Genomic DNA, 13,556 nt, shown 5'->3' on the forward strand with positions numbered 1-13,556 from the left:
AGGATCCTCTCGGGGCGATCAGTTGCGTTCATGTCGGGTGTCCGGGATCGGTCGGACGTCGGGCAGTGCGTCGCGCAGGTACGCGACGCGGTCCGGGAGTGCTTTGGGCATGTCCGCCTTCAGCGAGGGGCTCAGGTCGGCCAGACTGCACAAGACGTATACGGCCTCGTACAACGCCATCCCGTGCTCGAGGTGCTCCTCGTCGCGGTAGGCCACGCCGTAGCCGGCCCCCAGCTGATTGAGGGCGTTGGCGAGCGCCACCTCGTCGTCGGTGAGCCCGGCCGGCAGGCTGCGCCCCATCGCGATGGCGACGCCAGCGGCGACGAGGCGCTCCATCCTGAGCAGCGACGGGCTGTCGAGATCGAAGCGGCGCATGACGGCGGCGAACGTCGTGCCGCCATGCTGCGGACTCAGCGCGACGTCTGGCATTCCGAAGGGGATGGTCTCGTCGTCCTCCTCGACGTGCGTACCCCAGTCGACGAAGTCGAAGGTCGCCGAAGGATCGACGAAGCGCCGGATCAGCCACGGCGTGGCCACCCGGTCTAGGTGCAGATGTGCCCGAGTCACCCATCGCGCGGGCATCGTCACACCAGCGATGGTTCGACCAGGGCGCGGCCAAGCCACACCTTGCCGTCGGCCAGTCCGAGCAGCTCGCGCCCGCACGTCACCGAGACCGCCGGCGCGACGATGCCGTGCTGGGTGGCTGCGTGCATGTCGCGGAAGCACCGTTGGACGACGCCGGACCGCAGCCCGGTGCCGCCTGCCGCGAAGTACGCCCAGCGCACCACGTCCGCGGCCGTCCAGGTGACCCGAGCGACCATGGTGCGCAGCATTGTGGCCTGGCGGGTCGATAGCCGGTCGCCCTGGTCGAGGGTGCGCTGGGCGTCGCGCAGGGTGTCGTAGGCGAAGCCGCGGGCCATCCGCAGATTCCCGTCGGCCTCGGCGAACCGCTCGTGGAACCTCTCGCTGACCGCGTCCTGTGCAAATCGTCCGTGGCCTTCACGGACCAGCGCCGCGAGTTCGTCCACCATGCGTCGCGCATTGCCCAGGGCCCAGGCGGTGTGCACGACGGTGGCCAGGCTCATGATGCCGATGAGGTAGATGGACCCGCCACGCACCGGCGTCGAGATGTCAAGGGGGTGACCGAAGTCCTCCGACACGAACAGGTCGCGGCCGGTGTAGTCGACACTTCCCGTGGCGCACAGTCCCATCACGTCCCAGTTGTCCTCCAGGACGACGTCCTCGCGGGGTACGTAGCAGATCCGGGCGTCGGGGGCCCCGCTGGGCAGGAAGCGCGCAGTCCCGTCGGCGTTGTGGACGAACGACGTGGCCAGCACCCAGCGGGCCTGCTTGATCCCGGAACCGTAACTCCACGTCGTGCCGACGAGGTACCCACCGTCGCACGCGACGGCTTTGCCGCGGGGCAGCCCCTGGCCGGCGATGCCCGGGATGCCGTCCCGGAATATCTCGCCTACTGCCGCATCGTTCAAGAACGCTCCCGCTGCCGCCTGCGCGACCACCTGCGCGGCGCCGACCCAGCCGAAGGAGCCGTTGATGCGGCTCAGCTCTTCCACGACGGTATGGCCGGCGTCGAGCGGGAGTTCCGAACCACCGAGGTCGCGGGGCACCCACAGTGCCGTCAAACCGGAGTCGCGCATCCGCTCGCCCACCTCGTCGGAGAGCGAACCCGCTTGATCCGAGGCCTGCGCCTCTGCCTCCACGACCGGTGCCAGCGTGCGGGCCCCGGCGAGCAGGTCCTCCATCGTCGGGACGCCTGCGTCCACTGTCATCGACATCGTGCCTCGCTATCCGGAGTGTTGATCGGCGTCTTTGCGACACGGTAGGTCGCAGGAAGCAGGCGGAACTATCACTTTTGTCGCAGCCGAGCTAGCCCGCGCTCGCGTGTCAGGTGCCGGTCGACGGTGTGAAGCGTGCGCGGAGGTCACGCATCGCAACGCGGGTACCGGCGGCCTCGAAGTCGTATCGGATCGCATCGGGATCGACGAGCTCGATGTCGGGCAGTCGCCGGAGCAACTCCGCAAGCGTGACGCTCAGCTCCATGCGAGCCATTGGCGCGCCCGGGCAGGCGTGGATGCCGAAGCCGAAGGTGAGAATCCGCGCGGCCTTGCGGTCGATGTCGAAGCGGTCCGGCTCAGGGAAGGCCTCTGGGTCGAGGTTCGCAGCTGCCCAGCAGAGGAATACCGACTCCCCGGCCTCCAGCGAGACACCCGATACCTCGGTATCGGTCGCGACCTGCCGGAAGAACCCGAAGAACGGGGGAGACAGCCGAAGGCTCTCCTCGACCGCGAGCGGGATCAGTGTCGGGTCCGCGGTTACCCGGTCGCGTAGCTTCTGATCTGCGAGCACGTCGCGGATCACCTGCCCGAGTCCGGCGACCGTGCTGGAGTGGCCTGCCGACAGGAAGCTGACCATGAACTGGCCGATCTGCTCGACGGTGAGCGGCTCGTCGTCGATCCTCATTTCGCTCAGGGCGGTGAGCATGTCGTCGCGCGGCTCGTCGCGTCGCCGCGCTACCTCGGCGGCGCCGAATTCGGCGAACCTGGCGAACGCGGCCGCGACACGTGCCTCGTCGCCATAGCTGGTGTTCAGCTCCACGGTCATCTGCCGCACCTGCTGGGCCTTGTCCCGGTTGAGCCCGAGCACATGGCACAGTGCCCGCAGCGGGAGTGGCTCGGCCAGTTCCTCGATCAGCTCGCAGTGCCCGCGGGCCGCGAACCGGTCGATCAACTCGCGAGCATCCGCTTGCACCAACGGCTCGATACGGCGAGCGGTCGCGGGATTGGCAGCCTGATGGAAGATCTTGCGCCACGCAGTGTGCTCGGGCGGGTCGAACTCGATCGGCGGCGCCTTGGGTCGGTTGGGCACGGGCCGCATGATCGACGGCGAGGACTGGAACGTCCTCCAGTCTTGTGCCGCCTTCTTCACGTCCGCGTAGCGAAGCGGTGTGTAGAACTCCGGGCCCTGCGAGTTGTGCGCAACGGGGCATTGCGCGCGGGCCTCACGTAGGGACGCCCGCGCCTTCTCCGGGGTGGTGTCCAACGTGCTGAACGGAGCAGGTGGCTTGCGCGCTGCGGGCGCGGCTTCGTTCTGCGTCATTCTCGACTCCTGTCGCTTGACATTCTTATCGGGCGAAGCTCAGCGGGACCGATTTCGCCAGTACGGTCGCGAGAGCGGAGGTGAGCTCCCGCTCGGGTTCATCGGGCAGGTTCGCGGACCTGTAGGCGACGTGTCCGTCGGGACGGATCAGGACCGCGCCCGCTTCGCCATGTCCGCGCAGCTGCCGCCAGTCGCCCCGAACATCGCGGAGGGCCGATGCATCGTCGTCGGTCGCCTGCGGGCCAAGGACCTGCCAGCTGTTGAGCTCGACACCGGCTGTCCGCTCGACGGCCTCGGCCGCGTCGAGCCACGGTCGGCCGTCGGCGCCGGCGAGCAGCACGAACGCACCCGGGTGCGTGAGCAGATGATGGGTCGAGATCGCCTCGCCACCGCGGACGAGACTGGCGTGCGGCACCCGATGACCTGGACGCGCGACTTGGATGTATGACACCCCGAGGGGGTCGCGGGCCGGGGCCGGAGTCCCGTCCGCGACGACGGCGCCCCCGTCGGCATAGTGGTAACCCAGCTCGATGTCACGAGCTTGGTACTCGGCGCGCTGGGTCTGCAAGAACTCGCGCAGCAGGGCCCGTCGGCTCGCCCCGTCCGAGGTGTCGGCGAACAGTCTGCGCCAGTTGTCCGCATTGTGACCGGGCGGAGCCTCGGGCACTACCCCCCAGGCGCCCCGGGTGGCGAAGCCGTTGAAGTAGGTCATCATGGCCCACTCGACGTTGCGGGCGGTCACCGGTCGCCGTTCTCGTTCGTATGAGTCGAGCAGGCGGTCCCCAGCGGCGCCGCGCAGCACACTCGCCAATTTCCACGCCAGGTTGTGCGCGTCTTGGACGGCCGAGTTCAAGCCGAGGCCGGTGGTCGGCGGGTGGCGGTGCGCGGCATCTCCGCCCAGCAGGACACGTCCAACCCGGAAGTGGTCGGCAACCACGCCTTCGACGAACCAGTTGCTGATTTCGATGATCTTCGGTTGCAGCTCGGGCAGTTTGAGCACCCTGCGGAGGTGCTCGACCGCGGAGGCCTCGTCGTGCACGGGGGACTTGGCTCCGATGGGAACGATCGGTGTGACGTGCCATTCCTCGGAGAAGCGGTCCCACCGAGTCGGGCCCATCGTTACCAGGCCCGACTGCAGGAGCGTGCCTTCGTCGGTCAGCCGGACGATGCGACGGATGAGCGCGTCGTCCTCCCGCAAGTACGCGGACAGATCGGCGGCGAAGTGGATGCCGACCACCCGGACGAAGGGTTCGGTGCCCTTCATCGAGACCTTCAGCGCGGGGCCGACCGTGCGGCCGCCATCGGCACCTACGAGGTAGGACGCCCTGACGGTGGTGGTTTCGCCAGTCGAACGCGTCACGACCGTCGCGGTGACTCCGTCGTCGTCCTGAGCGAACGACGTCATCAGGTGGCCGAACCAGATCCGTCCCGGGTTACGCGTCTCGGCGTGTTCGCGCAGGATCGGCTCGAGTTGCTTCTGCGGCAGGTTGCAGCTCGCGAAGGCGCTCGACTGGGCATAGGCCTCCGCGAGGGAGTTGCCGCCGAAGGCGTCGATGGCGAATATCTGCGTACTGTCGGTCGGCCCGTCACCGCCGAGGCTCGTGTACCACGCGGTTTGGTTGCGCTCGAGCGACATCCCGTCGCGGTAGACCCGCTCGGCGATCCCGAGCTGACCAAAGATCTCCATCGTCCGGGAGTTCAGGTAGTGCGCCTTTGGCAGCCGCGAGGTTTCGGCATGCTTCTCGACCACCACGTGCGAAACGCCGAGGTCGCTCAACAGGCCCGACGCCGTCAGTCCGCAAGCACCTCCTCCCACGATGAGCACGTCGACGTCCAGCCCGCCCGTCATCGGCGGTCTCCAGTTCGCGCGCTTGCCGTGCCGAGGAAACCAAGGACCACGTCGGCGAACTCGTCGGGCCGCTCGTAGTACAGGGCGTGGCCACACCGTGGCACCGTGACGAGTTCGGCTCCACCGATGCCGGCGGCATAGGCGTCGGCGATCGCGGCCGGCACCACCGCATCGTTCGCCGCGCGTACGACGCAACAACGGGAGGTGATCCGCTCCAGACGGTGACGAAGGCTCGGATCGCAGAGAAGTGGGGACTGGCAGAACCTCGCGGTGGCGGCCCGTTGCCGGGCGGCGAGCGCGGTATCGGGCGGCTCGCCCGCTGGTGCTGGCGGGCGGGGACCGTCGAACAATGCCGCGCCGACTTCGGCCGGAGACAGGGCGAAGATGTCGAGGTAGTCGGCTCCGGGCACCTCCAGGCCCGGTGCGCCAAGGAGTGCCAGCGCGGTGACGGAAGCTGGGTCGCGGCACGCGAGTTCGGCGGCCAGCCAGCCGCCGAGCGACGCGCCGACCAGCGCCGGCCGGTGCAGACCGAGCTGCGGCACCAGCCACTGATAGTGATCGGCAAGGGCTGACATGCCTGCGAGGTCCGGGAAGTCGCTCGACTCGCCGAAGCCGGGGTGCTCAGGCACCACCAGCTCGTGGAATCGGGCGAGGCGCTCGTGAAATCCGTTCCACGGCAGCGCGCCCGCCGCCGGGTGCAGGAACAGCACCGGCGGTCCTTCGCCCGAACGTAGGACGCGGATCCGGCCGTTCGCGTGCTCGATCCACTCGACGCGCACATCCACTGCGCTGTGCGTCATGCCATCTGCCACTACCGGCGCTCCCGTCGCACGTCGTGCCACGACGACGACGCCGCGGCACCGGCAGACTACGAACGGCGGCATCCCACGCGCGATGACTTTTGTCGCAGGTCAGAAGCACTGGGGCGGGACGCCGTTGGATGGGTGAGCATGTAACAAAAGTGATAGAGCCAGGTAGATCTGCTTCGTACGTTGTGAGCTCAATCACCCCCCAGAAAGGGGAGCCATGCGATTCGGCCTCGCGCTATTTCCGCATCACACCGACATCGGCGAAGACCCCACGCTGCAGCTGGAGCGTGACCTCGAGCTGGCCGTCCAGGCGGACCGGCTTGGCTATGACGAGGTCTGGTTCGGTGAGCACCACTCCAGCGGCGTCGAAATCATCCCCGCGCCTGAACTGATGATCGTGGCCGCAGCCGAGCGCACCAAGCGGATTCGCCTCGGCACCGCGGTGACGTCGCTGTCCTATCACCACCCGCTGATGATCACCGACCGGATGGTGATGCTCGATCACCTGACTCGAGGTCGCTTGATGTGGGGGATGGGGCCCGGGTCGCACGCGCTGGACGCCCTGATGATGGGCATCGATCCGCTCTGCACCAGGACGATGATGCAGGAGTCGATGGAGGCGATTCATGCGCTCCTCGCCTTCGACGGGCCCGTCACCCGCACTACCGACTGGTTCCGGCTCGTCGATGCCGAGCTGCAGCTACGCCCCTACAACGACGCGATGGACATCTACGTGGCCTCGCTCGCCTCCCCGTCCGGCCCGCGGCTGGCCGGAAAGTACGGCACCGGTGTCCTGTCGCTGGGCGCCACGGTCAAAGAGGGCTATAACTTTCTCCAACACACTTGGGACATCGTGGAAACGGAGTCGCTGAGCGCAGGGACGACGGTGTCGAAGGACCGATGGGGACTCGTGGTTCCGATGCACATCGCCGAGACAGAGGCGCAGGCTCGCGCGGAAGTCCATCGCGGACTTCGCGACTGGTCGCAGTACGCGCCACTGACCTTGAAGGGCCCGTTCGAGCCGGCCCGGACCGACGGCGAGGTCGAGGCCCTCATCGACCAGTTCAACGAGGGCTTTGCGGTGGTCGGGACACCCGAGATGGCGATCTCGATGATCGACGACCTGGTCGCGCAGTCCGGAGGCGCCGGACGGGTGCTGCTGTTCGCGCTGGACTGGGCCGACACCGGCGCCGCGATGCGCTCCTACGAACTGTTTGCCCGCCGGGTGATACCGCACTTCCGTGGCCAGCTCGAACCACGGGCCGCATCGCTTGCCCGGCTGCGGCAGCTCGCCGAAGCCGGCACCAGCTCGGCCGATTACATGGCCGCGGCCCAAGAGCGGGCTCGCGAGCAATACGAGCGCGACGCGGGGCTGCTGGCCCAGCAGTTGTGACCTCAGACCAACGACACCCAACCAAGAGGACGGACGATCGATGGAACTCGGGTATTTCGCGATGCCGCTGCACCCGCCGGGTACCCCTGCCGCAGACTGGCTCGAACACGACCTTCTGCAACTGGAGTACCTGGATCAGCTGGGCTACACCGAAGCATGGATCGGCGAGCACTTCACGCTGCCGTGGGAGCCGCTTGCCGCTCCTGACTTGTTCATCGCCGCGGCGCTGCAGCGCACCACGAGCATCCGGCTCGGTACCGGCGTGGCTTGCCTGCCGTCGCACCATCCCGCGCAGCTCGCGGCCCGCATCGCCCTGCTGGATCACCTCGCGCGGGGCCGGCTGAACTTCGGCATCGGGGTGAGCGGATACAACGAATCGGAGCTCTGGGGGCTGGATTGGTCGACAGACGAGCACCGCGACAAGTTCCACGCCGTCATCGACGCCGTCATCCAGTTGTGGACGGATCCGAAGCCGGGCCTGTACGAGTCCCCGTTCTTCCGCTTCCGGGTCCCGGAGCCGCAAGCGCCTTACCGGATCGAGTTCCATCACCGCCCTTTCCAGAACCCGTATCCGCCCATCGCCGTCGCGGCGATGACGCCGAAATCCTCGTCGCTGGTGCTGGCCGGGCAGCGGGGGTGGATCCCAATGAGCTTCACCATCGCCTCCGTTCCCGTACTTCAGGGAAGCTGGCAGACCTACGCGGACGCGGCACTGGCGGCCGGCAGGACGCCGGAGCGCGCTACGTGGCGCATCGCGCGTGAGGTGTTCGTCGGCCGGACCTCGGCTGCGGCCCGCGAGGAGGCGCTGCACGGCTCGCTGGCCGAGGGCTGGCGCCACCACATCCTCACGGCGCTGCCCACGCTGAAGGTGCCGATGGCCGCACTTCTCGGCCCGGACGCTGACGTCGATCCGGATGACGTCGATGCCGTTCTCGAGTACTTGTGCGACAACCTGTGGATCGTCGGCGATGCCGACGAGGTGACCGAGAAGATCAACAACCTCTACGACGACGTTGGCGGTTTCGGGACGTTGCTGACCATGGCGCACGAGTGGGACGACGCCGGAGCCTGGCGGGAGTCGGTCCGGCTGATGGCCCAAGAGGTGCAGCCCCACCTGCGCGAGCTGGCCTCGACGGGTATCGCGGTCTGAGTGCAATCGAGCGATACAGGGAGTCCGAGCCCATGAGAAGAGCCGCAATCGTCGCGCCCGTTCGCACCCCCATCGGTGCCTTCGGCGGCGCGCTACGGCCGGTAGCCGTCGAGGACCTGGGTGCGGCGGCCGCCGTCGAGGTAGTGCGCCGTACCGGCATCGATCCAGCCGTGCTCGACGACGTCGTCTTCGCCCAGTCCTACGCAAATAGCGAGACGCCGTGTGTCGGCCGCTGGATCGCGCTTCGGGCCGGTTTCCCGGTCGAGGTGCCCGGGATGCATCTCGACCGGCGCTGCGGTGGTGGGCTTCAGGCGATCGCCACCGCCGCGATGATGGTCTCCAGTGGCGCCGCCGACGTCGTCATGGCAGGCGGGGTGGAGTCGATGAGCAATATCGAGTTCTACTCGACGGACATGCGCTGGGGTGCAAGAGCCGGTTCGAAGACGTTCCACGACCGCCTGGATCGCGGCCGGGAGCGGGCGCAACCCGTCGACCGGTTCGGCCATATTTCGGGCATGATCGAGACGGCGGAGAACCTCGCCGCGAAGTACTCGATTTCCAGGGAAGCGGCTGATGGCTATGCCGTCCGCAGCCAGCGACGGGCGGCTGCGGCATGGGACAGCGGGATGTTCGACGACGAGGTCGTCCCCGTCACCGTCGCGCAGCGGCGTGGGGACCCGGTCACCGTCACGCGAGACGAAGGCATCCGTGGAGAGCTCGACATCGACGACCTCGCCCGGCTGCGCCCCGTCGTTCCCGGCGGCATCGTCACGGCCGGCAACGCCTGCCAGCAGAACGACGCCGCCGCGGCGTGCCTGGTCGTGGCCGAGGACAAGCTCGACGCACTAGGGGTCGAGCCGTTGGCGTTCCTTCATGGCTGGGCGGCAGCTGGCTGCGAGCCCGCCGAAATGGGCATCGGACCGGTCCCTGCGGTGCGAAAGCTGCTCGGCCGCCTTGGCATGAAGCTCGACGAGATGGACCTCATCGAGCTGAACGAGGCGTTCGCCTGTCAGGTGCTGGCGGTGCTCGCGGGTTGGGGCGTGTCCGACGACGAAATCGGGGACCGGCTCAACGTGTATGGCTCCGGCATATCGCTCGGACATCCGGTGGGCGCCACCGGTGTTCGGATGATGACGACCCTGCTGCACGCGATGCGGCGGCGCGGCGCCCGCTACGGCCTGGAAACGATGTGCATCGGTGGTGGACAGGGGATGGCGGCGGTCTTCGAAGCGGCCTGACGCGCGGTTTCACCCGAACGAGACAACACAGGAGAACGCATGGTTGGGTCACAGCGCGCACTCGACGGCCTGCGGGTCATCGACTTCGGCCAGTACATAGCCGGCCCGCTGGCGGCGATGATGCTCGCCGACAACGGTGCAGAGGTGATCCGCGTGGACCCGCCCGGCGGGCCCCGTTGGCGGCACCCAGCCAACGCCGTGCTTCAGCGCGGGAAGAGCAGCATCGTGCTCGATCTGAAGAACGGGTCCGATCAGCAGGTCGCCAAGGATCTCGTCGCCTCCGCCGACGTGCTGATCGAAGGCTTCCGGCCGGGTGTGATGGAGCGGCTTGGCGTCGGCGCCGCCGCGATGTGTCAGGCCAACCCGAGACTGCTCTACTGCTCGCTTCCCGGCTTCGCCGCTGACGACCCGCGGGCGGACTTGCCAGCCTGGGAAGGCATCCTCGGCGCGGCGACCGGGCACTACACGCCAGGCGTCGCCCTGTCCTGGGCGAGCAGCGGGCCGACTGACCCTAGCTACTCGGCGTTGCCGCTGGCCTCCAGCTTCGGGGCCGTGGTCGCGGTCAACAGCATTCTCGCCGGGCTGATTGCGCGCGAGCGCTCCGGGCTCGGGCAGGAAATCGAGGTCCCGCTGTTTGGCGCGATGTTCGAAGGGATCGGCAACGCCGCGCAGAAGCTGCCGATGCCGCAGACGCCGTTCGGGCACGCCGCCTGCGCCATCGAGGCGCAGGCGGCCGACGGGCGGTGGTGCTACCTCGTCATGGCGACCCGCAGGCAGTTCCGCAAGTTCGCCGCCGCGGTCTTTCCGCAGGAGTGGCGCGACGCCGGACTCGGTGACCCGATCCGCTTGGAACAGGACGAGGCGCTGGCCGCCGAGGCTCGCAAGCGGATCATCGGGCTGCTGGCAGAGCGGCCATCCGACGAGTGGGATCGCCTGATCAACGCGGCCGGTGTGCCGTTCTCCGTCTGCCAGACCTCACGCGAGTGGCTGGCAGACCCGCACGCCAGGGCCGCGCGGGTGGTCATCGACGTCGACGACCCCGAGCTGGGTCCGACTGCGCAGTTCGGTTACGCCGTCAGCCTGGATCGGACGCCGCCACGCGCGAACGGTCCGCGGCGACCGCTCGACTCCGACCGCGACCGCATCCTGGTCGACCTCGCCGACCGGCGATCCCGACCTACCCCGGCACCGCCGACACCGTCGGTGCAACTGACCCGCGCGCTCGAGGGGATGCGGGTCGTCGACACCACGCTCGTCCTGGCTGGCCCCTCCGTGGGCCGGGTCCTCGCCGAGTTCGGCGCCGACGTGATCAAGATCAACGAGCCGGCGTACTGGGTCGTCGGCCACCTGCACACCAACAGCGGCAAGCGCACCGCGTTGGTCGACGCGACCTCTTCGGGGGGCAAGGACGTGCTCACCGGCCTGCTCGAACGCGCCGACGTGTTCGTCCAGAACTGCAGTCAGGGAATCGCCGAGCGGATTGGATTGGGGGAGCGCGACGTTCGGGCGCATCGACCCGACATCGTCTACTGCTCGGTCAGCACCTACAACTATGACGGGCCGCGAGGTGGCTATCGGGGCTACGAGCCGCTCGGGCAGGCGCCGACGGGGATGATGCTGCGCTGGGGCGGCGGCCAGCCACGCCTGTACCGGTTCACGATCTGCGACTACGGCACTGGGCATCTGGCGGCGACGGCCGTGCTCCTGGCGCTGTATCACCGGTCGGTGCGGGGCGAAGGCCAGCACGTGCAGTCGTCGCTCGTCCAGGCCGGGTCGCACCACCAGCTGCCCTTCCTGGTGGGGTTTGACGGGCGGGAATGGGATGAGCCGCAAGGCCCCGAGGCCAAAGGCAACGGTCCCTTGGACCGGCTCTACCAGACGGCCGACGGCTGGTTCTATCTCGCCGCGGTCGCCGACGGCGATGACATCCGGCTCATCGAGGTGACCGGGCTGAGCGGGCTCGACGCCGACAGCCTTGCGGCGTGCTTTGCCGAAGGCACGGTGGAGAAGTGGGTTGATCGGCTGCGGGAGGCGGGCATCGCCGCCCACGCCCTCGTCGACATCGACGACCTGATGGACGACGACTACGTCCGGGCCACCGGGCTGAGCGTCGTCCGGCACCACGACGGTGTCGGTCCGGTCCGCATGGTCGGCCCGGCCCCCCGGCTGTCGCGTACGCCGGTCCTGATCACTCACCCCGTGCCGCCGCCGGGCGCCGATACCCGCGACGTCGTGACCGAGGCCGGGCTCGCCCACCGCTATGAGGAGCTCCGCTCCTCGGGCGCCGTGGCCGATTCACTCCCACCCGGCGAGATCGTCGTCTACTGACTCACCCGAACATCTCGAACACGACCTCAGCGAGGAGGAAATCATGATCGAGGATGCGTTCGTCATCGACGCTGTGGCACACGCTTTCGATCTGCGGCCGGAGACCTACCGCGATCCGATGGCTGAGCAGGCGGCGGACGTGATCTATTACGGCCTCCATCAAGGGTTCCAGGCTCGCGGAGCCGCGAAGTGGACGCTCGACCGCGAGCGCTTTCTCGCGGCGGCGACCGATCCCGGCTTGGTCGGGCACGCCCTGTTCGCCGAAAGCCCGACCGACATGTGCATCTATCACGCGATCAACGTGCACGGCCTGTACGCGAACGGCTTGTCGCCGCTGAGCGCGGGCCTCGCCCTGCGCGAGCGGTATCCGGGCCGGGTGCTGATCTTCGGCGGACTCAGTCCGTGGCAGGAGAACGCGCTCGACGAGATCGACCGGCTCGCCGAGGTCGGAGCAGTTGGACTGAAGATCTACCCGCACGACATCGTGGACGGCAAGATCCTGGAGTTCCGCCTCGACGACCCGGAGGCTGCCTACCCGCTCATCGAACGCGCCAGGGCCCACGGCATCCGGACCATCGCCCTGCAGAAGTCCCAGCCCATCGGACCCGTGCCGCTGGCGCCCTACAGTCCTGCCGACGTCGAGGGGGCGGCCATGGCCTTCCCCGACATGACGTTCGAGCTGGTCCACGGTGGCTGGGCGTTCCTGGAGGAGACCGCCTCCCAGCTGGCCCGGTTCCCGAATGTGACCATCAATCTCGAGATCACCACGGCGTACCTGCTCAAGGCTCCACGCCGGTTCGCCGAGATCCTCGGGACCCTGCTTGCCTCCGGTGGCCGTGATCGACTGGTCTGGGCCACGGGCGCGATGCTGTTTCACCCTCGGCCGCTGGTCGAGGCTTTCTGGAACTTCGAGATGCCGCGAGACTTGGTCGAGGGCTACGGTTTTCCCGAGCTCACGCGGGAGGACAAGATCGCCATCCTCGGTCGCAACCAGGCACGCATACTTGGTCTGGACATCGCCAAGCTGCAGACAGCATTCGCGGGTGACCCGGCAGGGGGAGACCAGGGGACGGCGGAGCCGTGGACGGGTGGGCGACCAGTCGCCGAACTGGAGGCGGTGCGGTGAGCGAAACGGTGACCGAGGCGCTGATCCGCGCCACCCTCGACACGGTCATCGACCCTTGCAGCGTCGCCGCGGGCGCGCGCGCAGGCATCGCGGAGCTGGGGTTGGTCCGGTCCCTACAGGTGAAACAGGAGCCTGACGGGGCCGTCGTCCGCGTGACGATTGGGACGACGGACCCTGGTTGTCTGATGATCTACCCTTTCGCCGCGGAGTCGCGGCGAAAGCTGGAGGCTCTGCCCGGCGTCGCGCGAGCGGAGGTCGACCTCGACGTCAGCGCGGACTGGCTGCCGACGGACATGTCACCTAGCTACCGCGCTCGGCTCGCGGCCAGACGATCGGCGCGGAGGTCGCAAACAGGTGATCGGATCGGTCTGGCGCCCGACGGAACCTCGCACGAATCCGTATTGCTGCCGGTGCGGATACCGTTGCGCGGATCCGATGCTTGACTTCGGAATGCCCGGGTGGGAACGTCCGACCACTGTGTTTAGCCCCGCTGGCCATGTGCCGTCCAGCCGGGTGATGCACCTCCCCGGAGGCTGACTATGACGT

General features: G+C 68.2%; 11 protein-coding genes. 6 read left to right on the plus strand and 5 right to left on the minus strand.

All coding sequences use genetic code 11. From position 1 onward, the window contains the following. Positions 1–18: 18 nt before the first annotated feature. The 5 genes from SLQ33_RS27000 to SLQ33_RS27020 all read right to left on the minus strand — a co-directional run bounded on the left by SLQ33_RS27000 (position 19) and on the right by SLQ33_RS27020 (position 5,766). On the minus strand, positions 19–582 hold the full coding sequence (locus SLQ33_RS27000) for a chromate resistance protein ChrB domain-containing protein (RefSeq protein WP_319457100.1): 564 nt from the start codon (positions 580–582) through the stop codon (positions 19–21). Between the two features lie 2 nt (positions 583–584). Continuing rightward, positions 585–1,796: an acyl-CoA dehydrogenase family protein gene (locus SLQ33_RS27005; RefSeq protein ID WP_319456977.1), complete on the minus strand. Its 1,212-nt coding sequence runs from the start codon at positions 1,794–1,796 to the stop codon at positions 585–587. A gap of 109 nt (positions 1,797–1,905) precedes the next feature. Then, positions 1,906–3,117 carry a cytochrome P450 gene (locus tag SLQ33_RS27010; RefSeq protein ID WP_319456978.1) on the minus strand — a complete coding sequence of 404 codons (1,212 nt, stop codon included), beginning with the start codon at positions 3,115–3,117 and terminating at the stop codon, positions 1,906–1,908. 25 nt (positions 3,118–3,142) lie between these two features. Then, the gene (locus tag SLQ33_RS27015; RefSeq protein WP_319456979.1) at positions 3,143–4,966 is read right to left on the minus strand and encodes an FAD-dependent monooxygenase; all 1,824 of its coding nucleotides are present in this window, start codon (positions 4,964–4,966) and stop codon (positions 3,143–3,145) included. After that, positions 4,963–5,766, minus strand: a complete 804-nt coding sequence (locus SLQ33_RS27020) for an alpha/beta hydrolase (RefSeq protein WP_319456980.1) — start codon at positions 5,764–5,766, stop codon at positions 4,963–4,965. The genes SLQ33_RS27015 and SLQ33_RS27020 overlap by 4 nt, the downstream gene beginning before the upstream one ends. Before the next feature lie 226 nt (positions 5,767–5,992). On the opposite strand from SLQ33_RS27020, the gene SLQ33_RS27025 reads away from it, so the two are divergent. Genes SLQ33_RS27025 through SLQ33_RS27050 form a run of 6 tightly spaced genes read left to right on the plus strand, consistent with a single transcriptional unit; the run spans position 5,993 to position 13,453 of the window. After that, complete coding sequence (locus tag SLQ33_RS27025) at positions 5,993–7,168, plus strand: LLM class flavin-dependent oxidoreductase (protein WP_319456981.1); 1,176 nt, start codon at positions 5,993–5,995, stop codon at positions 7,166–7,168. A 40-nt stretch (positions 7,169–7,208) separates the two neighbouring features. Further along, positions 7,209–8,318 carry an LLM class flavin-dependent oxidoreductase gene (locus SLQ33_RS27030; protein WP_319456982.1) on the plus strand — a complete coding sequence of 370 codons (1,110 nt, stop codon included), beginning with the start codon at positions 7,209–7,211 and terminating at the stop codon, positions 8,316–8,318. A gap of 32 nt (positions 8,319–8,350) precedes the next feature. Continuing rightward, positions 8,351–9,556, plus strand: a complete 1,206-nt coding sequence (locus SLQ33_RS27035; RefSeq protein WP_319456983.1) for an acetyl-CoA C-acetyltransferase — start codon at positions 8,351–8,353, stop codon at positions 9,554–9,556. A gap of 39 nt (positions 9,557–9,595) precedes the next feature. After that, on the plus strand, positions 9,596–11,884 hold the full coding sequence (locus SLQ33_RS27040; RefSeq protein ID WP_319456984.1) for a CoA transferase: 2,289 nt from the start codon (positions 9,596–9,598) through the stop codon (positions 11,882–11,884). Between the two features lie 43 nt (positions 11,885–11,927). Further along, complete coding sequence (locus SLQ33_RS27045) at positions 11,928–13,010, plus strand: amidohydrolase family protein (RefSeq protein WP_319456985.1); 1,083 nt, start codon at positions 11,928–11,930, stop codon at positions 13,008–13,010. After that, a complete protein-coding gene (locus tag SLQ33_RS27050) occupies positions 13,007–13,453 on the plus strand; it encodes a metal-sulfur cluster assembly factor (protein WP_319456986.1) in 447 nt (148 codons plus the stop codon). Before SLQ33_RS27045 ends, SLQ33_RS27050 begins: the two co-directional genes overlap by 4 nt. Positions 13,454–13,556 lie beyond the last annotated feature (103 nt).

This window comes from Mycobacterium sp. RTGN6 (assembly GCF_033804605.1).
Taxonomy (GTDB): Bacteria; Actinomycetota; Actinomycetes; order Mycobacteriales; family Mycobacteriaceae; genus Mycobacterium.